This window comes from Pseudomonas syringae group sp. 243L2, from assembly GCF_032587875.1.
Classification (GTDB): domain Bacteria; phylum Pseudomonadota; class Gammaproteobacteria; order Pseudomonadales; family Pseudomonadaceae; genus Aquipseudomonas; species Aquipseudomonas amygdali.
In genome coordinates this window covers 19,500-38,446 of the sequence record NZ_JAWHPL010000019.1, presented here as the reverse complement: position 1 = coordinate 38,446, position 18,947 = coordinate 19,500, and the positions used below count along the sequence as shown (strand labels likewise).

Annotated in this window: 31 protein-coding genes; 1 reads left to right on the top strand and 30 read right to left on the bottom strand. The window is 55.2% G+C overall.

All coding sequences use genetic code 11. From position 1 onward, the window contains the following. Positions 1 to 44: 44 nt before the first annotated feature. Positions 45 to 2,879, top strand: coding sequence for an excinuclease ABC subunit UvrA (gene uvrA / locus RYB66_RS10550; RefSeq protein WP_002555460.1), 2,835 nt, complete (start codon positions 45 to 47; stop codon positions 2,877 to 2,879). A gap of 93 nt (positions 2,880 to 2,972) precedes the next feature. On the opposite strand, the gene bfr is transcribed toward uvrA, so the two are convergent. The 30 genes from bfr to rpsJ form a co-directional block, all read right to left on the bottom strand. After that, positions 2,973 to 3,437, bottom strand: coding sequence for a bacterioferritin (gene bfr / locus RYB66_RS10545; RefSeq protein WP_002555461.1), 465 nt, complete (start codon positions 3,435 to 3,437; stop codon positions 2,973 to 2,975). Between the two features lie 154 nt (positions 3,438 to 3,591). Continuing rightward, complete coding sequence (locus RYB66_RS10540; protein ID WP_316882020.1) at positions 3,592 to 5,037, bottom strand: catalase; 1,446 nt, start codon at positions 5,035 to 5,037, stop codon at positions 3,592 to 3,594. Between the two features lie 166 nt (positions 5,038 to 5,203). Further along, positions 5,204 to 5,590 (bottom strand): 50S ribosomal protein L17, encoded by a 387-nt coding sequence (gene rplQ / locus RYB66_RS10535; RefSeq protein WP_002555463.1) that lies wholly within the window; start codon positions 5,588 to 5,590, stop codon positions 5,204 to 5,206. Between the two features lie 41 nt (positions 5,591 to 5,631). Beyond that, a complete protein-coding gene (locus RYB66_RS10530; protein WP_002555464.1) occupies positions 5,632 to 6,633 on the bottom strand; it encodes a DNA-directed RNA polymerase subunit alpha in 1,002 nt (333 codons plus the stop codon). Positions 6,634 to 6,655: 22 nt separating this feature from the next. Then, the gene (gene rpsD, locus RYB66_RS10525) at positions 6,656 to 7,276 is read right to left on the bottom strand and encodes a 30S ribosomal protein S4 (protein WP_002555465.1); all 621 of its coding nucleotides are present in this window, start codon (positions 7,274 to 7,276) and stop codon (positions 6,656 to 6,658) included. An 18-nt stretch (positions 7,277 to 7,294) separates the two neighbouring features. Next, entirely contained in the window at positions 7,295 to 7,684 is a 390-nt protein-coding gene (rpsK, locus tag RYB66_RS10520) for a 30S ribosomal protein S11 (RefSeq protein WP_002555466.1), read from the bottom strand. Positions 7,685 to 7,714: 30 nt separating this feature from the next. Next, a complete protein-coding gene (gene rpsM / locus RYB66_RS10515; protein WP_002555467.1) occupies positions 7,715 to 8,071 on the bottom strand; it encodes a 30S ribosomal protein S13 in 357 nt (118 codons plus the stop codon). Positions 8,072 to 8,201: 130 nt separating this feature from the next. Next, on the bottom strand, positions 8,202 to 8,318 hold the full coding sequence (gene rpmJ / locus RYB66_RS10510; RefSeq protein WP_002555468.1) for a 50S ribosomal protein L36: 117 nt from the start codon (positions 8,316 to 8,318) through the stop codon (positions 8,202 to 8,204). 28 nt (positions 8,319 to 8,346) lie between these two features. Further along, on the bottom strand, positions 8,347 to 9,681 hold the full coding sequence (secY, locus tag RYB66_RS10505) for a preprotein translocase subunit SecY (RefSeq protein ID WP_002555469.1): 1,335 nt from the start codon (positions 9,679 to 9,681) through the stop codon (positions 8,347 to 8,349). Next, entirely contained in the window at positions 9,682 to 10,116 is a 435-nt protein-coding gene (gene rplO, locus RYB66_RS10500) for a 50S ribosomal protein L15 (protein ID WP_002555470.1), read from the bottom strand. Positions 10,117 to 10,119: 3 nt separating this feature from the next. Beyond that, positions 10,120 to 10,296, bottom strand: coding sequence for a 50S ribosomal protein L30 (gene rpmD / locus RYB66_RS10495; protein WP_002555471.1), 177 nt, complete (start codon positions 10,294 to 10,296; stop codon positions 10,120 to 10,122). 2 nt (positions 10,297 to 10,298) lie between these two features. Next, entirely contained in the window at positions 10,299 to 10,799 is a 501-nt protein-coding gene (gene rpsE / locus RYB66_RS10490; RefSeq protein ID WP_003317099.1) for a 30S ribosomal protein S5, read from the bottom strand. Positions 10,800 to 10,802: 3 nt separating this feature from the next. Further along, positions 10,803 to 11,153 (bottom strand): 50S ribosomal protein L18, encoded by a 351-nt coding sequence (gene rplR, locus RYB66_RS10485; RefSeq protein ID WP_002555473.1) that lies wholly within the window; start codon positions 11,151 to 11,153, stop codon positions 10,803 to 10,805. A 10-nt stretch (positions 11,154 to 11,163) separates the two neighbouring features. Then, entirely contained in the window at positions 11,164 to 11,697 is a 534-nt protein-coding gene (gene rplF / locus RYB66_RS10480) for a 50S ribosomal protein L6 (RefSeq protein WP_002555474.1), read from the bottom strand. A gap of 12 nt (positions 11,698 to 11,709) precedes the next feature. Then, positions 11,710 to 12,102, bottom strand: a complete 393-nt coding sequence (gene rpsH / locus RYB66_RS10475) for a 30S ribosomal protein S8 (protein ID WP_002555475.1) — start codon at positions 12,100 to 12,102, stop codon at positions 11,710 to 11,712. 214 nt (positions 12,103 to 12,316) lie between these two features. Beyond that, on the bottom strand, positions 12,317 to 12,622 hold the full coding sequence (gene rpsN / locus RYB66_RS10470) for a 30S ribosomal protein S14 (RefSeq protein WP_002555476.1): 306 nt from the start codon (positions 12,620 to 12,622) through the stop codon (positions 12,317 to 12,319). Positions 12,623 to 12,635: 13 nt separating this feature from the next. Next, the gene (gene rplE / locus RYB66_RS10465) at positions 12,636 to 13,175 is read right to left on the bottom strand and encodes a 50S ribosomal protein L5 (protein WP_002555477.1); all 540 of its coding nucleotides are present in this window, start codon (positions 13,173 to 13,175) and stop codon (positions 12,636 to 12,638) included. A gap of 20 nt (positions 13,176 to 13,195) precedes the next feature. Then, positions 13,196 to 13,510 (bottom strand): 50S ribosomal protein L24, encoded by a 315-nt coding sequence (gene rplX / locus RYB66_RS10460; protein ID WP_002555478.1) that lies wholly within the window; start codon positions 13,508 to 13,510, stop codon positions 13,196 to 13,198. Positions 13,511 to 13,521: 11 nt separating this feature from the next. Then, on the bottom strand, positions 13,522 to 13,890 hold the full coding sequence (gene rplN, locus RYB66_RS10455) for a 50S ribosomal protein L14 (RefSeq protein ID WP_002555479.1): 369 nt from the start codon (positions 13,888 to 13,890) through the stop codon (positions 13,522 to 13,524). 23 nt (positions 13,891 to 13,913) lie between these two features. Beyond that, positions 13,914 to 14,180: a 30S ribosomal protein S17 gene (gene rpsQ / locus RYB66_RS10450; protein WP_002555480.1), complete on the bottom strand. Its 267-nt coding sequence runs from the start codon at positions 14,178 to 14,180 to the stop codon at positions 13,914 to 13,916. Positions 14,181 to 14,182: 2 nt separating this feature from the next. After that, positions 14,183 to 14,374: a 50S ribosomal protein L29 gene (gene rpmC / locus RYB66_RS10445; RefSeq protein ID WP_002555481.1), complete on the bottom strand. Its 192-nt coding sequence runs from the start codon at positions 14,372 to 14,374 to the stop codon at positions 14,183 to 14,185. Then, positions 14,374 to 14,787, bottom strand: a complete 414-nt coding sequence (gene rplP / locus RYB66_RS10440) for a 50S ribosomal protein L16 (RefSeq protein ID WP_002555482.1) — start codon at positions 14,785 to 14,787, stop codon at positions 14,374 to 14,376. Before rplP ends, rpmC begins: the two co-directional genes overlap by 1 nt. Before the next feature lie 12 nt (positions 14,788 to 14,799). Next, entirely contained in the window at positions 14,800 to 15,486 is a 687-nt protein-coding gene (gene rpsC / locus RYB66_RS10435) for a 30S ribosomal protein S3 (RefSeq protein WP_003176422.1), read from the bottom strand. Positions 15,487 to 15,499: 13 nt separating this feature from the next. Further along, positions 15,500 to 15,832: a 50S ribosomal protein L22 gene (gene rplV, locus RYB66_RS10430; RefSeq protein WP_002555485.1), complete on the bottom strand. Its 333-nt coding sequence runs from the start codon at positions 15,830 to 15,832 to the stop codon at positions 15,500 to 15,502. A gap of 13 nt (positions 15,833 to 15,845) precedes the next feature. Next, on the bottom strand, positions 15,846 to 16,121 hold the full coding sequence (gene rpsS, locus RYB66_RS10425; RefSeq protein ID WP_002555486.1) for a 30S ribosomal protein S19: 276 nt from the start codon (positions 16,119 to 16,121) through the stop codon (positions 15,846 to 15,848). 16 nt (positions 16,122 to 16,137) lie between these two features. Next, positions 16,138 to 16,962 (bottom strand): 50S ribosomal protein L2, encoded by an 825-nt coding sequence (gene rplB / locus RYB66_RS10420; protein WP_003317104.1) that lies wholly within the window; start codon positions 16,960 to 16,962, stop codon positions 16,138 to 16,140. Positions 16,963 to 16,976: 14 nt separating this feature from the next. Then, positions 16,977 to 17,276, bottom strand: a complete 300-nt coding sequence (gene rplW, locus RYB66_RS10415) for a 50S ribosomal protein L23 (protein WP_002555488.1) — start codon at positions 17,274 to 17,276, stop codon at positions 16,977 to 16,979. After that, the gene (rplD, locus tag RYB66_RS10410) at positions 17,273 to 17,875 is read right to left on the bottom strand and encodes a 50S ribosomal protein L4 (RefSeq protein WP_002555489.1); all 603 of its coding nucleotides are present in this window, start codon (positions 17,873 to 17,875) and stop codon (positions 17,273 to 17,275) included. The genes rplW and rplD overlap by 4 nt, the downstream gene beginning before the upstream one ends. 12 nt (positions 17,876 to 17,887) lie before the next feature. Next, a complete protein-coding gene (gene rplC / locus RYB66_RS10405) occupies positions 17,888 to 18,523 on the bottom strand; it encodes a 50S ribosomal protein L3 (protein WP_002555490.1) in 636 nt (211 codons plus the stop codon). A gap of 81 nt (positions 18,524 to 18,604) precedes the next feature. After that, positions 18,605 to 18,916, bottom strand: a complete 312-nt coding sequence (gene rpsJ, locus RYB66_RS10400) for a 30S ribosomal protein S10 (protein ID WP_002555491.1) — start codon at positions 18,914 to 18,916, stop codon at positions 18,605 to 18,607. Between the last annotated feature and the right edge of the window lie 31 nt (positions 18,917 to 18,947).

Sequence of the window (18,947 nt, the reverse complement as noted above, 5' to 3'; positions counted from 1 at the left end):
GGAGCCTTATACTCCGTCGTTTATGCCCGCCAAGCGAGGCCGCAGTGGACAAGATCCTGATACGTGGGGCACGAACCCACAACCTGAAAAATATTGACCTGACACTTCCCCGCGACAAACTGATCGTTATCACCGGGCTCTCCGGCTCAGGCAAGTCTTCACTGGCTTTCGATACGCTGTACGCCGAAGGGCAACGCCGTTATGTCGAGTCGCTGTCTGCCTACGCCCGGCAGTTCCTGTCGATGATGGAAAAACCGGACGTCGACACGATCGAAGGTCTGTCGCCGGCGATTTCTATCGAGCAGAAGTCTACTTCTCATAATCCGCGCTCGACCGTGGGTACGATCACTGAAATCTACGACTACCTGCGTCTTTTGTATGCGCGCGTCGGCCAGCCTCGCTGCCCGGACCACGATATCCCGCTGGAAGCGCAGACCGTCAGCCAGATGGTCGATCTCGTGTTGACCCAGCCCGAAGGCAGCAAGTTGATGCTGCTTGCGCCGGTTATCCGTGAGCGCAAGGGTGAACATCTGTCGGTCTTTGAAGAGCTGCGCGCGCAAGGTTTTGTTCGCGCGCGGGTCAACGGCAAGCTGTGTGAGCTGGATGAGCTGCCGAAGCTGGACAAGCAGAAGAAGCACTCGATTGATGTGGTCGTGGACCGTTTCAAGGTCCGCGCCGATCTGCAGCAGCGCCTGGCGGAATCCTTTGAAACCGCCTTGAAGCTGGCCGACGGCATTGCGCTGGTCGCGCCCATGGACGATGAACCGGGCGAAGAAGTGATTTTCTCTGCCCGCTTCGCCTGCCCGATCTGTGGCCATGCGATCAGTGAGCTGGAGCCGAAGCTGTTCTCCTTCAACAACCCGGCCGGCGCATGCCCGACCTGCGACGGTCTGGGCGTAAAGCAGTTCTTTGATATCAAGCGGCTGGTAAATGCCGAGTTGACGCTTGCCGAAGGCGCGATACGAGGCTGGGACAGGCGTAACGTCTATTACTTCCAGATGCTGGGGTCGCTATCCAAGCACTACGGTTTCAGTCTGGAAGTGCCGTTCAAAGAAATCCCGGCCGACATGCAGAAAGTTCTGCTCAACGGCAGCGGCTCGCAGAGTGTCGACTTCCGCTATCTGAACGACCGCGGCGATATCGTCAAGCGCGCGCACCCGTTCGAAGGCATCGTGCCGAATCTGGAACGTCGCTACCGGGAAACCGAATCAGCGACTGTGCGTGAAGAGCTGGCCAAGTTTCTGGGCACGCAGCCCTGCCCTGATTGCCGAGGTACCCGCTTGCGTCGTGAGGCGCGCCATGTGTGGGTAGGTGAAAAGACCTTGCCTGCGGTGACCAATCTGCCGATTGGCGACGCCACGCATTACTTCGAGACGCTCAAGCTGACCGGACGGCGCGGCGAAATTGCCGACAAGATTCTCAAGGAAATCCGTGAGCGTCTGCAGTTTCTGGTCAATGTCGGGCTGGATTACCTGACATTGGATCGCAGCGCGGACACTCTATCCGGCGGTGAGGCTCAGCGTATACGCCTGGCCAGCCAGATCGGCGCGGGCCTGGTCGGGGTGATGTACATCCTCGATGAGCCGTCCATTGGCCTGCACCAGCGCGATAACGATCGTTTGCTGGGCACGCTCAAGCACCTGCGCGACATAGGCAACACCGTGATTGTGGTGGAGCACGATGAAGATGCGATTCGCCTGGCCGACTATGTGGTCGACATCGGCCCGGGCGCGGGTGTGCATGGTGGTCATATCGTTGCCGAAGGTACGCCGGACGAAGTGATGTCACATCCCGACTCACTGACCGGCAAGTACCTGTCGGGCCGTGTGAAGATTGCTGTACCCGCCAAGCGAACGCCGCGTAACAAAAAGCTCTCGCTGACGCTCAAAGGTGCGCGTGGCAACAACCTGCAGAACGTCAATCTCGATATTCCGATTGGTCTGCTGACCTGCGTGACGGGTGTTTCCGGGTCGGGCAAGTCGACGCTGATCAACAACACACTGTTTCCGCTGAGCGCTACGGCGTTGAACGGTGCCACGACGCTTGAGGCGGCCGCCCACGACAGCATCAATGGCCTGCAGCATCTGGACAAGGTCGTCGACATTGACCAGAGCCCTATTGGTCGTACGCCGCGCTCCAACCCGGCGACCTATACCGGGCTGTTCACGCCGATTCGTGAACTGTTTGCCGGTGTACCGGAATCGCGTTCACGGGGCTACGGTCCGGGACGGTTCTCGTTCAACGTCAAGGGCGGACGCTGCGAGGCGTGCCAGGGCGACGGGCTGATCAAGGTCGAGATGCACTTTCTGCCGGACATCTACGTGCCCTGCGATGTGTGCAAGAGCAAGCGTTACAACCGCGAAACGCTTGAGATCAAGTACAAAGGCAAGAACGTACACGAAGTGCTGGAAATGACCATCGAGGAGGCTCGAGAGTTCTTCGACGCCGTTCCTGCACTGGCGCGCAAGCTGCAAACCCTGATGGATGTAGGACTTTCCTATATCAAGCTGGGGCAATCGGCGACAACCCTGTCAGGCGGCGAGGCGCAGCGGGTCAAGCTGTCGCGTGAGCTGTCCAAGCGTGACACTGGCAAAACGCTGTACATCCTCGACGAGCCGACCACGGGCCTGCACTTTGCTGATATTCAGCAGTTGCTGGATGTATTGCATCGCCTACGCGACCACGGCAACACAGTGGTGGTGATCGAGCACAACCTGGATGTCATCAAGACGGCGGACTGGCTGGTGGACCTGGGGCCGGAAGGCGGTTCAAGAGGCGGGCAGATCATTGCGACCGGCACACCTGAACAGGTCGCCGAGATGGAGCAGTCGTACACCGGGCATTACCTGAAGCCTCTGTTGATCAGAGACAGGGCTTAACCGGCGTTGCGAAAACGGGTCTGGCTTCGGTCAGACCCAGGTACAAAAAAGCTCCTGTCACGCAAGTGCAGGAGCTTTTTTATGGCTATCGAATCAGAACTGCGATTGCAGGTAGTTCTGCAGGCCAATGGACTTGATCAAGCCCATCTGCTGTTCAAGCCAATAAGTGTGGTCTTCTTCCGTATCGGCCAGTTGCACACGCAGGATTTCACGGGTCACGTAGTCACCGTGCAGCTCACAGAGCTCGATGCCCTTGCACAGCGCAGCACGAACCTTGTATTCCAGACGCAGATCGCTGGCGAGCATCTCAGGCACTGTGGTGCCGACATCCAGATCATCCGGACGCATGCGTGGCGTGCCTTCAAGCATCAGGATACGACGCATCAGCGCATCAGCGTGTTGTGCCTCTTCTTCCATCTCGTGGTTGATACGCTCATAGAGCTTCGAAAAGCCCCAGTCTTCGTACATGCGTGAGTGAACGAAATATTGGTCACGAGCCGCCAGTTCGCCCGTGAGCAACGTGTTGAGATAATCGATTACTTCGGGGTGGCCTTGCATCGCACCAGACTCCTGCTTCAAAGCCGATAGTTTGAACCAAGCGCCGCGCAAGGTCACTGAGAAAAACGCAATAAACCGACGAAAAGTGGCGAAATTACGCCGTTAAGAAGCGAAAAACCGCCCAAATGAGGGCGGTTCTGTTTCTCACTTCGACTCAGCCCAGTTTTATACCCAGAGCGCTGGCAATGCCTTCCCCGTAGGCCGGGTCAGCCTTGTAGAAATGCTGCAACTGACGCTGCACGATGTCACTGGAAACACCCCCCATCGCGCCGGCAATGTTACTGATCAGCAGCGCTTTTTGATCAGCGCTCATCAGGTTGAACAACTTGCCCGCCTGACTGTAGTAATCGCCGTCCACGCGATGATCATGACGACCTGCGGCACCACTCAAAGCCAGCGCAGGTTCTGCGTAGCGCGGATCTTCCTTCGGCGCATCCGAATAGCTGTTTGGCTCATAGTTCGGAGCCGCCCCGCCATTGGTACCGAAGGCCATCGACCCGTCACGCTGGTAGCTATGCACTGGGTTTCTCGGTGCATTGATCGGCAATTGCTGATGATTGGTGCCTACGCGATAGCGATGTGCATCGGCGTAAGCAAACACCCGCCCTTGCAGCATGCGGTCCGGTGACAAGCCAACCCCGGGCACCATATTGCTGGGACCAAACGCTGCTTGCTCAACCTCGGCAAAGTAGTTGAGCGGGTTACGGTTCAGCTCCAGTTCACCTACTTCAATCAGCGGATATTCCTTCTGCGACCAGGTCTTGGTCACGTCGAACGGGTTCTCGTGGTGGTTCGCAGCCTGGGCTTCGCTCATCAGCTGAATGCAGACCTGCCACTTGGGGAAGTCACCCCTCTCGATAGCAGTGAACAGATCGCGCTGGGCGTAATCGGGATCAGTACCCGCAATGCGCGCAGCCTCGGCTGGCGTGAGGTTCTTGATGCCCTGCCGGGTCTTGTAGTGCCACTTCACCCAATGACGCTCACCTGCTGCGCTGATCAGGCTGTACGTATGGCTACCAAAACCGTGCATGTGACGATAGCCGTCCGGAATGCCTCGGTCCGAGAACAGAATAGTGACCTGGTGCAGCGCTTCAGGCGAATGCGACCAGAAATCCCACATCATTTGCGGGCTTTTCAGGTTGGTTTGCGGAAGACGTTTCTGCGTGTGAATGAAGTCAGGAAATTTCAGAGGGTCACGGATAAAGAACACTGGCGTGTTGTTACCCACGATGTCCCAGTTACCTTCCTCGGTGTAAAACTTGATTGCAAAGCCGCGCGGATCACGTTCAGTATCCGCCGAGCCACGCTCACCACCTACAGTGGAGAAACGCAGAAAAATCGGGGTCTGCTTGCCGACCGTGTCGAACAGCTTGGCGCTACTGTATTGGCTGATATCACAGGTAACGGTGAACGTGCCATGAGCACCCGATCCTTTGGCGTGGACACGACGCTCCGGAATATTTTCACGGTTGAAATGAGCGAGCTTTTCGATCAGGTGGAAATCATCGAGCAGTAAAGGACCACGCGGGCCTGCCGAGCGAGAATTCTGATTGTCGGCGACTGGTGCACCGCTGGCGGTCGTAAGGGTCTTCTGACTCATGTAAGTCTTCCTCTGGTTGTATAGCCGGTTGATTGGCTTGAGAGGAAGTATTGTGGAAAACTATTGCAGCGTCGAATTCATTAAGCCATGACTATCGATAGGTTTTTTAAATCCCAGACAACAAAAAACCGGGCGCAAGGCCCGGTTTCTCGTTCAAACTGATGTCTTATTCAGCGGCTTCTACAGAGCCACCGACAGGACGATCAACCAACTCGACGTACGCCATTGGCGCGTTGTCGCCAGCGCGGAAACCGCACTTGAGGATACGCAGGTAGCCGCCCTGACGGGTTGCATAGCGCTTGCCCAGATCGTTGAACAGCTTGCCGACGATTTCTTTCGAACGAGTACGGTCGAAAGCCAGACGACGGTTAGCAACGCTGTCTTCCTTGGCCAGGGTGATCAGCGGCTCGGCAACGCGACGCAGTTCCTTGGCTTTCGGCAGGGTAGTTTTGATCAGCTCGTGCTCGAACAGCGACACCGCCATGTTTTGAAACATGGCTTTACGGTGAGAGCTGGTACGGCTCAGGTGACGTCCACTTTTACGATGACGCATGGTTCATTCCTTACCAAACTCGCGTTCGGTGATTACGACGATCAGGCCGTAGCCTTGTCGTCCTTCTTAAGACTTGCCGGCGGCCAGTTGTCGAGGCGCATGCCGAGGGAGAGACCACGAGAAGCCAGAACGTCCTTGATCTCGGTCAAGGATTTCTTGCCCAGGTTCGGAGTCTTCAACAGCTCTACTTCGGTGCGCTGAATCAGATCGCCGATGTAGTAGATGTTCTCCGCCTTAAGGCAGTTGGCCGAACGCACGGTCAGTTCCAAATCGTCAACCGGACGAAGCAGGATCGGATCGATCTCGTCTTCCTGTTCGATTACCACTGGTTCGCTGTCGCCTTTGAGGTCCACGAACGCAGCCAGCTGCTGTTGCAGGATGGTTGCAGCGCGACGGATAGCCTCTTCAGGGTCCAGAGTACCGTTGGTTTCCAGATCAATAACCAGCTTGTCCAGGTTAGTACGCTGCTCGACACGGGCGTTTTCCACCACGTATGCGATACGGCGAACCGGGCTGAACGAAGAGTCAAGCTGCAAGCGACCAATGCTGCGGCTTTCGTCTTCATCGCTTTGACGCGAGTCTGCCGGCTCATAACCACGACCACGAGCTACGGTGAGCTTCATGTTCAAGACGCCGTTAGACGCCAGGTTAGCGATTACGTGATCGGGGTTAACGATCTCGACATCATGATCCAGCTGAATATCGGCAGCGGTAACCACCCCCGAACCCTTCTTCGACAAGGTCAGCGTAACTTCGTCTCGACCGTGCAGCTTGATAGCCAGACCTTTAAGGTTCAACAGGATTTCAATGACGTCTTCCTGTACACCTTCGATGGCGCTGTACTCATGGAGTACACCGTCAATCTCGGCCTCGACTACTGCACAGCCGGGCATGGAGGACAACAAAATGCGGCGAAGCGCGTTGCCCAGGGTATGGCCGAAACCACGCTCGAGAGGCTCGAGAGTGATCTTGGCGCGGGTTGGACTGACAACCTGCACATCAATATGGCGGGGTGTCAGGAACTCATTTACCGAAATCTGCATGGATGCACCTATTTTCTAGCCCTTACTTGGAGTAGAGCTCGACAATCAGGCTTTCGTTGATGTCGGCGGATAGATCACTGCGAGCTGGAACGTTCTTGAAAACGCCCGATTTCTTCTCAGTGTCTACTTCTACCCATTCTACGCGGCCACGTTGGGCACACAGATCGAGAGCCTGGACAATACGCAGCTGATTCTTAGCTTTTTCGCGGATAGCAACAACGTCGCCAGCACGAACCTGATAAGAAGGAACGTTAACGGTTTTGCCGTTTACGCTGACCGACTTGTGCGAAACCAATTGACGGGATTCGGCACGCGTCGAGCCGAAGCCCATGCGGTATACAACGTTGTCCAGACGGCATTCGAGCAGTTGCAGCAGGTTCTCGCCTGTTGCACCTTTCTTGCCGGCGGCTTCTTTGTAGTAGCCGCTGAACTGACGCTCGAGAACGCCGTAGATACGACGGACTTTTTGCTTTTCACGCAGCTGAGTACCGTAATCGGACTGGCGACCGCGGCGTTGGCCGTGGATACCTGGAGCTGCTTCGATGTTGCACTTGGATTCGATAGCGCGAACGCCGCTCTTCAGAAAGAGATCGGTGCCTTCACGACGAGCAAGTTTGCATTTTGGACCAATGTAACGAGCCATTTCTTACAGTCTCCTGGATTACACGCGGCGCTTCTTCGGCGGACGGCACCCGTTGTGCGGGATTGGCGTCACGTCGGTGATGCTGGCGATCTTATAGCCACAGCCGTTCAATGCACGGACAGCGGATTCACGACCTGGGCCTGGACCCTTGACATTGACGTCGAGGTTCTTCAGACCGTACTCCAGCGCAGCTTGACCAGCACGCTCAGCAGCTACTTGAGCAGCGAACGGGGTGGACTTGCGCGAACCACGGAAACCCGAACCGCCGGAGGTAGCCCACGAAAGAGCGTTACCTTGACGATCGGTAATGGTGACGATTGTGTTGTTAAACGACGCATGGATGTGGGCGATGCCATCAACCACTGTCTTTTTAACTTTTTTACGAGGACGAGCAGCAGGTTTTGCCATGACTAAATTCCTGTCGTTGCGCTGGTGCGATTACTTGCGGATCGGCTTACGCGGACCTTTGCGAGTACGCGCGTTGGTCTTGGTACGCTGACCGCGTACTGGAAGACCACGACGATGACGCAGACCGCGGTAGCAGCCCAGGTCCATCAAGCGCTTGATTTTCATGTTGATTTCGCGACGCAGGTCACCTTCAGTGGTGAACTTCGCCACTTCGCCACGCAGCTGTTCAATCTGCTCGTCGCTCAGATCTTTGATTTTCACCGCCGGGTTTACACCGGTGGTTGCACAAATTTTCTGTGCAGTGGTGCGACCAACACCATAGATGTAGGTCAGCGAGATAACAGTATGCTTGTTATCTGGAATGTTAACGCCTGCAATACGGGCCATTCAGTGGGACTCCAATTGACAGCTACCTACGCCCCGGAAGCCAAGAAATAGGGCGCGAGATAATATCGCTGTAGTAACAAATAATCAACCCAGCAGCGCACTAGCTGCTGGGCTTAAGCACAAATCACAATCAGCCTTGGCGCTGCTTATGACGTGGTTCCGCGCTGCAAATTACTCGAACCACACCTTCGCGGCGAATAATCTTGCAGTTACGGCACAGCTTTTTCACCGATGCACGAACTTTCATCACCAACTCCTCGAACCTTAGGGGTGCTTCAGCGCAGCATACCGCCGCTGCCACCGTAGCCCTTCAGGTTGGCTTTCTTCATCAGGGATTCATACTGGTGCGAAACGAGGTGAGATTGCACTTGCGACATAAAGTCCATCACAACCACGACCACGATCAGCAACGAGGTCCCGCCAAGGTAGAACGGTACGTTTGCTGCAACCACCAGAAACTGGGGAAGCAGGCACACGGCCGTCATATATAGAGCACCGAACATGGTCAAGCGAGTCAAAACGCCATCAATATAGCGCGCCGACTGCTCGCCTGGACGAATACCCGGAATAAAGGCACCGGACTTCTTCAGGTTTTCCGCTACGTCTTTCGGATTGAACATCAACGCCGTATAGAAGAAGCAGAAGAAAATAATCCCTGCACTAAACAGCAGAATATTCAACGGCTGACCAGGAGCGATCGACTGCGAGATGTCCTGCAACCAGCCCAGACCTTCAGACTGACCAAACCAGGAACCCAACGAAGCCGGAAACAGCAAAATGCTGCTCGCGAAGATGGCTGGAATAACGCCAGCCATGTTCACTTTCAGCGGCAAGTGGCTTGTCTGTGCAGCGAAGACCTTGCGGCCCTGCTGACGCTTGGCGTAGTGAACAGCAATACGACGCTGACCACGCTCAATAAACACCACGAAACCGATGATCGCTACCGCCAGCAAACCGATAGCAACCAGAGCGAAGATGTTGATATCACCCTGACGCGCAGACTCGAAAGACTGCCCAATTGCTCTCGGAAGACCGGCGACGATACCTGCGAAGATCAACATCGAGATACCGTTGCCGACACCGCGCTCGGTGATCTGCTCGCCCAGCCACATCATGAACATCGCACCTGCCACGAAGGTAGTTACGGCCACAAAGTGGAAACCCAGGTCCCCAGAAAACGCGACGCCCTGACTCGCCAGGCCAACGGACATGCCGATAGCTTGAACAAGAGCCAGGACAACGGTGCCATAGCGGGTGTACTGGCTTATCTTGCGACGGCCAGCTTCACCTTCCTTCTTCAACTGCTCCAGTTGCGGGCTGACGGCGGTCATCAACTGCATGATGATCGATGCCGAAATGTACGGCATGATCCCCAATGCAAAGATGCTCATCCGTTCCAGCGCGCCACCGGAAAACATGTTGAACAAGCTAAGAATGGTCCCCTCATTCTGTCGAAACAGTTCTGCGAGTCGGTCAGGGTTAATACCTGGAACCGGGATGTGTGCGCCTATTCGGTAGACGATAATCGCCAGGAACAGAAAACGCAGACGAGCCCAGAGTTCAGACATACCGCCTTTGCCGAGCGCAGAGAGAGCACCTTGCTTAGCCATTTATTCCTCGAACTTGCCGCCAGCTGCTTCGATAGCCGCACGCGCACCTTTGGTGGCGGCGATACCCTTGATAGTGACAGCGCGAGTAACTTCGCCCGACAGCATGATTTTCACACGCTGAACGTTCTGGTTAATCACGTTGGCATCTTTCAGGGACTGCACAGTTACGATGTCGCCTTCCACTTTAGCCAGCTCGGACAGACGCACTTCTGCGCGGTCCATGGCTTTCAGGGAAACGAAACCGAATTTTGGCAGGCGACGATGCAGCGGCTGTTGGCCGCCCTCAAAGCCCGGAGCAATAGTGCCACCGGAGCGGGAGCTTTGACCTTTGTGGCCACGGCCACCGGTCTTGCCCAAACCGCTACCGATACCACGGCCCGGACGATGCTTTTCGCGACGGGAACCCGGCGCTGGACTCAGATCATTGAGTTTCATCGATTAACCCTCGACTCGCAGCATGTAGTAAGCCTTGTTGATCATCCCGCGATTTTCGGGAGTATCCAGGACTTCTACAGTGTGACCGATGCGACGCAGACCCAAACCCTTAATGCACAATCTGTGATTAGGGATGCGGCCGGTCATGCTTTTGATCAGCGTTACTTTAACGGTAGCCATGATCAGATGATCTCCTCAACACGCTTGCCACGTTTGGCAGCGATCGACTCAGGAGACTGCATGCCCTTCAAACCCTTGAAAGTGGCGTGAACCACGTTTACCGGGTTAGTCGAACCGTAGCACTTGGCCAATACGTTCTGGACACCAGCAACTTCCAGCACTGCGCGCATAGCGCCGCCAGCGATGATACCGGTACCTTCAGAAGCAGGCTGCATGTACACCTTCGAGGCGCCATGAGCAGACTTCATTGCGTACTGCAGGGTAGTGCCGTTCAGATCAACCTGAATCATGTTGCGACGAGCAGCTTCCATCGCCTTCTGGATCGCAGCAGGCACTTCACGTGACTTGCCACGGCCGAAGCCAACGCGCCCTTTACCATCACCCACTACGGTCAACGCAGTGAAAGTGAAGATACGGCCGCCTTTTACGGTTTTGGCCACGCGGTTAACTTGAACCAGCTTCTCGATGTAGCCTTCGTCGCGTTTTTGGTCGTGATTTGACATAACTTAGAACTCCAGCCCGCCTTCACGAGCAGCATCAGCCAGCGCTTTGACACGGCCGTGGTACTTGAAGCCAGAACGGTCGAAAGCGACTTGCGATACACCCGCGGCTTTCGCGCGCTCGGCGACCAGCTTGCCAACCTTAGTGGCCGCGTCGATGTTGCCAGTGGCGCCATCACGCAGTTCTTTGTCCAAAGTCGAGGCGCTTGCCAGGACTTTGCTGCCGTCGGCCGAGATGACCTGGGCATAAATGTGCTGCGAAGAGCGGTGCACGCAGAGACGCACGACTTCTAGCTCGTGCATTTTCAGGCGTGCTTTGCGAGCGCGACGCAGTCGGGTAACTTTTTTGACGGTCATTTGCTATGCCCTACTTCTTCTTGGCTTCTTTACGGCGGACGACTTCGTCTGCGTAACGCACACCTTTGCCTTTGTAAGGCTCAGGACGGCGGAAGTCGCGGATCTCAGCGGCCACTTGACCAACCAACTGCTTATCGATACCGCGAATCAGGATATCGGTCTGGCTGGGGGTCTCAGCGGTGATGCCATTCGGCAATTCGTAGTCCACTGGGTGCGAGAAGCCAAGTGCAAGGTTCAGTACCGTGCCTTTTGCTTGCGCCTTGTAACCAACACCGACCAGCTGGAGCTTGCGCTCGAAGCCTTGGCTCACGCCTTGGACCATGTTGTTTACCAGTGCACGAGTGGTGCCTGCCATTGCGCGGGTTTGTTGATCGCCATTGCGAGCAGCGAAACGCAGCTCACCAGCTTCTTCAACAATCTCAACGGACGAATGGATGTTCAGTTCTAGAGTGCCCTTGGCACCCTTCACCGAAAGCAGCTGGCCGACGAGTTTGACTTCGACGCCGGATGGCAGCTTAACGGGGTTCTTAGCGACGCGTGACATGCTTATCCCCCCTTAGAACACAGTGCAAAGCACTTCGCCACCGACACCGGCAGCGCGCGCAGCACGATCCGTCATCACACCTTTACTGGTGGAGACGATAGACACACCAAGACCGCCACGAACTTTCGGCAGATCATCGGAGGACTTGTACTGACGCAAGCCTGGGCGGCTGACGCGCTTAACCTCTTCGATGACCGGACGGCCTTCGAAGTACTTAAGCTCGATGGACAGCGAGGATTTAACTTCGCTGCTGATCTGATAACCCGCAATGTAGCCTTCGTCCTTCAGGACTTTTGCTACAGCAACCTTCAACGTGGAAGATGGCATGCTTACGACGGGCTTTTCAGCCATCTGGGCATTACGGATACGAGTTAGCATGTCCGCTAACGGGTCCTGCATACTCATGGGCTAGACGCTCCTAAAACAAAATAATTAGCCTTGCGGCTACAGCTTGATCGCCGAGAACTTCCGGGCAAGTAAAAACACGGGCTCAGGCGAGCCGGCAATTCTAGTCCTACCCCGGAAATGAATCAAGCCCCAAAAGGGGCTTGATTCAAATTCAGGCCTCATCCCGACCGGCGACTTGCGTAGCCGGCGGAACGAAGCGAGAGGTGTCGCCTTACCAGCTGGCTTTAACCAGACCTGGAACGTCGCCACGCATTGCTGCTTCACGCAGCTTGTTACGGCCGAGGCCGAACTTGCGGTAGACGCCGTGTGGACGACCAGTGATGCGGCAACGGTTACGCATGCGCGCAGCGCTTGCGTCACGTGGTTGCTTCTGCAGGGCTACGGTCGCTTCCCAACGTGCTTCTGGACTTGCGTTCAGATCAACGATGATAGCTTTCAGCTCTGCACGCTTCTTGGCGTACTTGGCAACGGTGAGCTGACGCTTCAGCTCACGGTTTTTCATGCTCTTCTTGGCCATTTTCCTACTCCAATCAGTTGCGGAACGGGAATTTGAAAGCACGCAGCAATGCGCGGCCTTCGTCATCGTTCTTGGCAGTGGTGGTCAGGGTAATGTCCAGACCGCGGAGAGCATCGATCTTGTCGTAGTCGATTTCCGGGAAAATGATCTGCTCTTTCACGCCCATGCTGTAGTTACCACGACCATCGAAGGACTTGGCATTCAGGCCGCGGAAGTCGCGAACCCGAGGCAGGGAGATCGACAGCAGACGATCCAGGAATTCATACATACGATCGCGGCGCAGAGTCACTTTGACGCCGATCGGCCAACCTTCGCGGACTTTAAAGCCAGCGATGGATTTCCGAGCGTAAGTCACAACGACTTTTTGACCGGTGATCTTTTCCAGGTCAGCAACAGCGTGCTCGATGACTTTTTTGTCGCCGATCGCTTCGCCCAGACCCATGTTCAGGGTGATTTTGGTAACGCGCGGAACTTCCATCACGTTCGAAAGCTTAAGTTCTTCCTTAAGTTTCGGAGCGATTTCCTTCCGGTAAATCTCTTTTAGTCGTGCCATGGTCTTCTACCTAGCAGTGTTCAAGCATCAACCGCTTTTTGGGTCGACTTGAAGACACGAATTTTCTTGCCGTCTTCAACTTTGAAACCAACGCGGTCAGCCTTGTTGGTTGCGCCGTTGAAAATGGCGACGTTGGAAGCGTGCAGTGGCGCTTCTTTCTCGACGATACCGCCCTGTACGCCCGACATCGGGTTTGGCTTGGTATGACGCTTCACCAGGTTGATCCCACCAACGACCAGACGGTCGTCAGCGAGAACCTTGAGCACCTTACCGCGCTTACCTTTGTCTTTGCCGGCGATCACGATGATCTCGTCGTCACGACGAATCTTTTGCATGTCGGATCTCCTTAAAGCACTTCAGGGGCGAGCGAGACGATCTTCATGAACTTCTCAGTACGAAGTTCACGGGTCACTGGCCCAAAGATACGGGTACCGATCGGCTCTTGCTTGTTGTTCAACAGAACAGCAGCGTTGCCGTCAAAGCGGATGATGGAGCCGTCTGCACGACGAACACCGTGGCGAGTGCGGACTACAACTGCAGTCATCACCTGGCCTTTTTTCACCTTACCGCGCGGAATTGCTTCCTTGACGGTCACTTTGATGATGTCACCGATACCAGCGTAACGACGATGGGAGCCACCCAGCACCTTGATGCACATAACGCGGCGTGCGCCGCTGTTATCGGCCACATCGAGCATGGATTGAGTCTGAATCATATAATTTCTCCGACCCCTAGCCCTTAGACTTCCACAGCGCGTTCGAGGATATCAACCAACGCCCAAGACTTGGTCTTGGCTACCGGACGAGTTTCACGAATCGTGACCTTGTCGCCGATATGGCATTGGTTGGTTTCGTCGTGCGCGTGCAGCTTAGTCGAACGCTTAACGTATTTACCGTAGATCGGGTGCTTTACGCGACGCTCGATCAGAACGGTGATGGTCTTGTCCATCTTGTCGCTGACAACACGGCCAGTCAGCGTACGGACAGTTTTTTCGGCTTCAGCCATGATTACTTACCTGCCTGCTGGTTGAGCACAGTTTTCACGCGAGCGATGTCACGCTTAACTTGCGAGAGCAGATGAGACTGCCCCAACTGGCCAGTTGCTTTCTGCATACGCAGATTGAACTGGTCGCGCAGCAGGCCGAGCAGTTGCTCGTTCAGCTGCTGTGCTGATTTTTCACGAAGTTCATTCGCTTTCATCACATCACCGTCCGCTTAACAAAGGAGGTGGCGAGCGGCAGCTTTGCAGCAGCCAGGGCGAAAGCCTCACGCGCCAGCTCTTCAGTAACACCCTCGATTTCATACAGGACTTTGCCTGGCTGAATCTGGGCAACCCAGTACTCCACGTTACCCTTACCTTTACCCATCCGAACTTCGAGTGGCTTTTTGGTAACAGGCTTGTCCGGGAACACACGGATCCAGATCTTGCCGCCACGTTTAACGTGACGGGTCAGAGCACGACGCGCTGACTCGATCTGACGAGCGGTGAGACGACCACGAGCAACAGACTTCAGCGCGAACTCGCCGAAGCTGACTTTGCTACCGCGCAGTGCCAGACCACGGTTGTGGCCGGTCATCTGCTTGCGGAACTTCGTACGCTTTGGTTGCAACATTTGGCGTACCCCTTACTTAGCAGCTTTTTTACGAGGCGCTGGTGCTTGTGGTTTCAGTTCTTCTTGGCGACCACCAATTACTTCGCCTTTGAAGATCCAAACCTTTACACCGATCACACCGTAAGTGGTGTGAGCTTCGTAGTTGGCATAGTCGATGTCGGCACGCAGGGTGTGCAGTGGCACACGACCTTCGCGATACCATTCAGTACGTGCGATTTCAGCACCGCCGAGACGACCGCTCACTTGGATTTTGATGCCTTTGGCACCAATGCGCATGGCGTTCTGAACAGCGCGCTTCATAGCGCGACGGAACATTACACGACGCTCCAGCTGCTGAGCTACGCTCTGCGCAACCAGCATACCGTCGAGCTCCGGCTTACGGATCTCTTCGATATTGATGTGCACAGGCACACCCATTTGCTTGGTCAGGTCCTGACGCAGTTTCTCAACATCTTCACCTTTCTTCCCGATAACGATACCTGGACGAGCGGTGTGGATGGTGATACGTGCTGTCTGAGCCGGACGATGGATATCGATACGGCTGACGGACGCGCTTTTTAATTTGTCTTGGAGGTACTCACGCACTTTCAGATCAGCGAACAAATAGTCCGCATAAGTCCGACCGTCTGCGTACCAGACGGAGGTGTGCTCCTTGACGATTCCCAGGCGAATGCCAATGGGATGTACTTTCTGACCCATCTCTTCGACTCCGTTACTTGTCAGCAACCTTGACAGTGATATGGCAAGACCGCTTGACGATGCGATCAGCACGGCCTTTAGCACGTGGCATGATGCGCTTCAGCGAACGCCCTTCGTTGACGAAAACGGTGGAGACCTTAAGGTCATCAACGTCTGCGCCTTCGTTATGCTCGGCGTTGGCTACAGCCGACTCCAGCACTTTCTTCAGGATCTCGGCGGCTTTCTTACTGCTGAAAGCCAACAGGTTGAGCGCTTCGCCCACCTTCTTCCCGCGGATCTGGTCGGCGACCAAGCGGGCTTTCTGGGCGGAGATTCGAGCGCCCGACAACTTAGCGGCTACTTCCATCGTTCCTTACCCCTTAACGCTTGGCTTTCTTGTCTGCCACGTGCCCACGATATGTGCGGGTACCGGCAAACTCGCCTAGTTTATGGCCGACCATGTCTTCGTTCACGAGAACTGGAACATGTTGACGACCGTTATGCACTGCAATGGTCAGACCGACCATTTGTGGCAGGATCATCGAACGACGCGACCAGGTTTTAACTGGTTTGCGATCGTTCTTTTCCGCCGCCACTTCGATCTTCTTCAGTAGGTGAAGATCAATAAAAGGACCTTTTTTCAGAGAACGTGGCACTGTCGTATCCCTCTATTTACTTGCGACGACGGACGATCATTTTGTCGGTACGCTTATTACCACGAGTCTTCGCGCCCTTAGTCGGGAAGCCCCACGGCGATACCGGATGACGACCACCAGAGGTACGACCTTCACCACCACCATGTGGGTGGTCAACCGGGTTCATGGCAACACCACGAACGGTTGGGCGAACGCCACGCCAGCGTTTGGCACCAGCTTTACCCAGCGAACGAAGGCTGTGCTCGGAGTTCGAGACTTCGCCCAGCGTTGCACGGCACTCAGACAGTACTTTACGCATTTCACCGGAGCGAAGACGCAGGGTTACGTACACGCCTTCACGAGCGATCAGCTGTGCCGAGGCACCAGCAGAACGAGCGATCTGTGCGCCTTTACCTGGCTTCAGTTCGATGCCGTGTACGGTGCTACCAACTGGAATGTTGCGCAGTTGAAGAGCGTTGCCCGGCTTGATTGGTGCCAGAGCACCTGCAATCAACTGGTCGCCAGCACTCACGCCTTTAGGGGCGATGATGTAGCGGCGCTCGCCGTCTGCGTAAAGCAGCAGAGCAATGTGAGCAGTACGGTTTGGATCGTATTCGATACGCTCGACGGTGGCAGCGATGCCATCCTTGTCGTTGCGACGGAAGTCGACCAGACGATAATGCTGCTTATGGCCACCACCGATATGACGGGTAGTAATACGACCATTGTTGTTACGACCACCAGACTTCGATTTTTTCTCGAGCAGCGGTGCGTGAGGAGCGCCTTTATGCAGCTCCTGGTTGACCACCTTGACCACAAAACGGCGGCCAGGGGAAGTCGGTTTGCATTTAACGATTGCCATGATGCACCCCTTCCTTACTCAGCACTGCTGCTGAAATCGAGATCTTGGCCTGGCTGAAGGGAGATAACTGCCTTCTTCCAGTCATTACGCTTGCCCAGACCGCGAGCAGTGCGCTTGCTCTTACCCAGAACGTTCAGGGTAGTAACACGCTCTACTTTCACGCTGAACAGGCTTTCGACGGCCTTCTTGATTTCCAGCTTGGTTGCGTCAGTAGCAACCTTGAAAACGAACTGACCTTTTTTGTCTGCAAGAACCGTAGCCTTTTCGGAAACGTGCGGGCCAAGCAGAACTTTAAATACGCGTTCCTGGTTCATCCCAGCAGCTCCTCGAATTTCTTCACGGCCGACACGGTGATCAACACCTTGTCGTATGCGATCAGACTAACTGGATCGGAACCTTGAACATCACGTACATCAACGTGTGGCAGGTTACGAGCAGCCAGGTACAGATTCTGGTCAACAGCGTCAGACACGATCAGGACGTCAGTCAGGCCCATGCCAGTCAGCTTGTTCAGCAGATCTTTGGTTTTCGGTGCTTCAACAGCGAAGTCCTGAACCACGACCAGACGATCAGTACGAACCAGTTCAGCAAGGATGGAGCGCAAAGCAGCGCGATACATCTTCTTGTTGAGCTTCTGAGTGTGATCCTGAGGACGAGCTGCGAAAGTGGTACCGCCGCCACGCCAGATTGGGCTACGGATAGTACCGGCACGAGCACGGCCAGTACCTTTCTGACGCCAAGGGCGCTTACCGCCACCACGAACGTCGGAACGGGTCTTTTGCTGCTTGCTGCCCTGACGACCGCCAGCCATGTAGGCCACGACTGCCTGGTGAACCAGCGTCTCGTTGAATTCGCCGCCAAATGTCAGTTCGGAAACTTCGATTGCCTGAGCGTCATTTACATTTAATTGCATGTCAGCTTCCCCTTAACCGCGAGCCTTGGCTGCCGGACGTACAACCAGGTTGCCGCCAGTAGCGCCAGGAACAGCACCCTTGACCAACAACAGATTGCGTTCAGCGTCCACGCGCACTACTTCCAGGGACTGCACGGTCACGCGCTCAGCGCCCATATGACCGGACATTTTTTTGCCCTTGAATACACGACCAGGAGTCTGGCACTGGCCGATAGAGCCTGGGACGCGGTGGGAGACGGAGTTACCGTGGGTATTGTCTTGACCACGGAAATTCCAACGCTTGATCGTACCCTGGAAGCCTTTACCCTTGGACTGACCGGTTACATCAACCAGTTGACCAGCGGCGAAGATTTCAGCGTTGATCTGATCGCCAGCCTGGTAGTCGCCTTCTTCAAGACGGAATTCCATGACGGTACGACCGGCGGCAACGTTCGCCTTAGCGAAGTGGCCAGCCTGAGCGGCTGTAACACGCGAAGCGCGACGCTCGCCGACAGTGACTTGCACTGCACGATAGCCATCGGTTTCTTCGGTTTTGAACTGAGTGACGCGATTCGGCTCGATCTCAATGACCGTGACCGGAATGGAGACACCTTCTTCGGTGAAAATACGGGTCATACCGCATTTACGACCGACTACACCAATAGTCATGTTGTAAACCTCATGAGTGTACGGGGCTTTCACCCGCTATGGCCGCCCATTTCAGAGCGTTACACGACTAAGACCCAAGTCTTAGCCGAGGCTGATCTGAACTTCCACACCGGCCGCAAGATCAAGCTTCATAAGCGCATCAACGGTTTTTTCCGTTGGCTGAACAATGTCCAGAACACGCTTGTGAGTACGGATCTCATACTGGTCGCGCGCGTCTTTGTTGACGTGCGGAGAAACCAGAACGGTGAACCGCTCTTTACGAGTCGGCAGTGGAATCGGACCACGCACCTGTGCACCAGTACGTTTCGCGGTTTCCACGATTTCCTGGGTTGATTGGTCGATCAGGCGATGGTCAAAAGCCTTCAACCTGATACGGATTTGCTGGTTTTGCATTGGATTCAGACTCCAGATTGCTGTTCCCACC

What these genes read in the sequence shown, in the direction of transcription:
- rpsM (WP_002555467.1), bottom strand. Translation starts at nt 8,071, where the DNA reads ATGGCCCGTATTGCAGGCGTTAACATTCCAGATAACAAGCATACTGTT.
- secY (WP_002555469.1), bottom strand. Translation starts at nt 9,681, where the DNA reads ATGGCTAAGCAAGGTGCTCTCTCTGCGCTCGGCAAAGGCGGTATGTCT.
- rplO (WP_002555470.1), bottom strand. Translation starts at nt 10,116, where the DNA reads ATGAAACTCAATGATCTGAGTCCAGCGCCGGGTTCCCGTCGCGAAAAG.
- rpmC (WP_002555481.1), bottom strand. Translation starts at nt 14,374, where the DNA reads ATGAAAGCGAATGAACTTCGTGAAAAATCAGCACAGCAGCTGAACGAG.
- rpmJ (WP_002555468.1), bottom strand. Translation starts at nt 8,318, where the DNA reads ATGAAAGTTCGTGCATCGGTGAAAAAGCTGTGCCGTAACTGCAAGATT.
- rpmD (WP_002555471.1), bottom strand. Translation starts at nt 10,296, where the DNA reads ATGGCTACCGTTAAAGTAACGCTGATCAAAAGCATGACCGGCCGCATC.
- bfr (WP_002555461.1), bottom strand. Translation starts at nt 3,437, where the DNA reads ATGCAAGGCCACCCCGAAGTAATCGATTATCTCAACACGTTGCTCACG.
- RYB66_RS10530 (WP_002555464.1), bottom strand. Translation starts at nt 6,633, where the DNA reads ATGCAGATTTCGGTAAATGAGTTCCTGACACCCCGCCATATTGATGTG.
- rplB (WP_003317104.1), bottom strand. Translation starts at nt 16,962, where the DNA reads ATGGCAATCGTTAAATGCAAACCGACTTCCCCTGGCCGCCGTTTTGTG.
- rplN (WP_002555479.1), bottom strand. Translation starts at nt 13,890, where the DNA reads ATGATTCAGACTCAATCCATGCTCGATGTGGCCGATAACAGCGGCGCA.
- rplW (WP_002555488.1), bottom strand. Translation starts at nt 17,276, where the DNA reads ATGAACCAGGAACGCGTATTTAAAGTTCTGCTTGGCCCGCACGTTTCC.
- rplF (WP_002555474.1), bottom strand. Translation starts at nt 11,697, where the DNA reads ATGTCACGCGTCGCTAAGAACCCCGTTAAGCTGCCATCCGGCGTCGAA.
- rpsQ (WP_002555480.1), bottom strand. Translation starts at nt 14,180, where the DNA reads ATGGCTGAAGCCGAAAAAACTGTCCGTACGCTGACTGGCCGTGTTGTC.
- rplP (WP_002555482.1), bottom strand. Translation starts at nt 14,787, where the DNA reads ATGTTGCAACCAAAGCGTACGAAGTTCCGCAAGCAGATGACCGGCCAC.
- rplX (WP_002555478.1), bottom strand. Translation starts at nt 13,510, where the DNA reads ATGCAAAAGATTCGTCGTGACGACGAGATCATCGTGATCGCCGGCAAA.
- RYB66_RS10540 (WP_316882020.1), bottom strand. Translation starts at nt 5,037, where the DNA reads ATGAGTCAGAAGACCCTTACGACCGCCAGCGGTGCACCAGTCGCCGAC.
- rpsK (WP_002555466.1), bottom strand. Translation starts at nt 7,684, where the DNA reads ATGGCAAAACCTGCTGCTCGTCCTCGTAAAAAAGTTAAAAAGACAGTG.
- rplC (WP_002555490.1), bottom strand. Translation starts at nt 18,523, where the DNA reads ATGACTATTGGTGTAGTCGGTCGTAAATGCGGTATGACCCGTATTTTC.
- rplV (WP_002555485.1), bottom strand. Translation starts at nt 15,832, where the DNA reads ATGGAAGTAGCCGCTAAGTTGTCGGGCGCTCGAATCTCCGCCCAGAAA.
- rpsE (WP_003317099.1), bottom strand. Translation starts at nt 10,799, where the DNA reads ATGTCAAATCACGACCAAAAACGCGACGAAGGCTACATCGAGAAGCTG.
- rplD (WP_002555489.1), bottom strand. Translation starts at nt 17,875, where the DNA reads ATGCAATTAAATGTAAATGACGCTCAGGCAATCGAAGTTTCCGAACTG.
- rpsH (WP_002555475.1), bottom strand. Translation starts at nt 12,102, where the DNA reads ATGAGTATGCAGGACCCGTTAGCGGACATGCTAACTCGTATCCGTAAT.
- rpsD (WP_002555465.1), bottom strand. Translation starts at nt 7,276, where the DNA reads ATGGCTCGTTACATTGGTCCAAAATGCAAACTTGCTCGTCGTGAAGGC.
- rplQ (WP_002555463.1), bottom strand. Translation starts at nt 5,590, where the DNA reads ATGCGTCATCGTAAAAGTGGACGTCACCTGAGCCGTACCAGCTCTCAC.
- rpsN (WP_002555476.1), bottom strand. Translation starts at nt 12,622, where the DNA reads ATGGCCAAGAAGAGCATGAAAAACCGTGAGCTGAAGCGTCAGCTCACC.
- rpsJ (WP_002555491.1), bottom strand. Translation starts at nt 18,916, where the DNA reads ATGCAAAACCAGCAAATCCGTATCAGGTTGAAGGCTTTTGACCATCGC.
- rpsC (WP_003176422.1), bottom strand. Translation starts at nt 15,486, where the DNA reads ATGGGTCAGAAAGTACATCCCATTGGCATTCGCCTGGGAATCGTCAAG.
- rplR (WP_002555473.1), bottom strand. Translation starts at nt 11,153, where the DNA reads ATGACCGTCAAAAAAGTTACCCGACTGCGTCGCGCTCGCAAAGCACGC.
- rplE (WP_002555477.1), bottom strand. Translation starts at nt 13,175, where the DNA reads ATGGCACGACTAAAAGAGATTTACCGGAAGGAAATCGCTCCGAAACTT.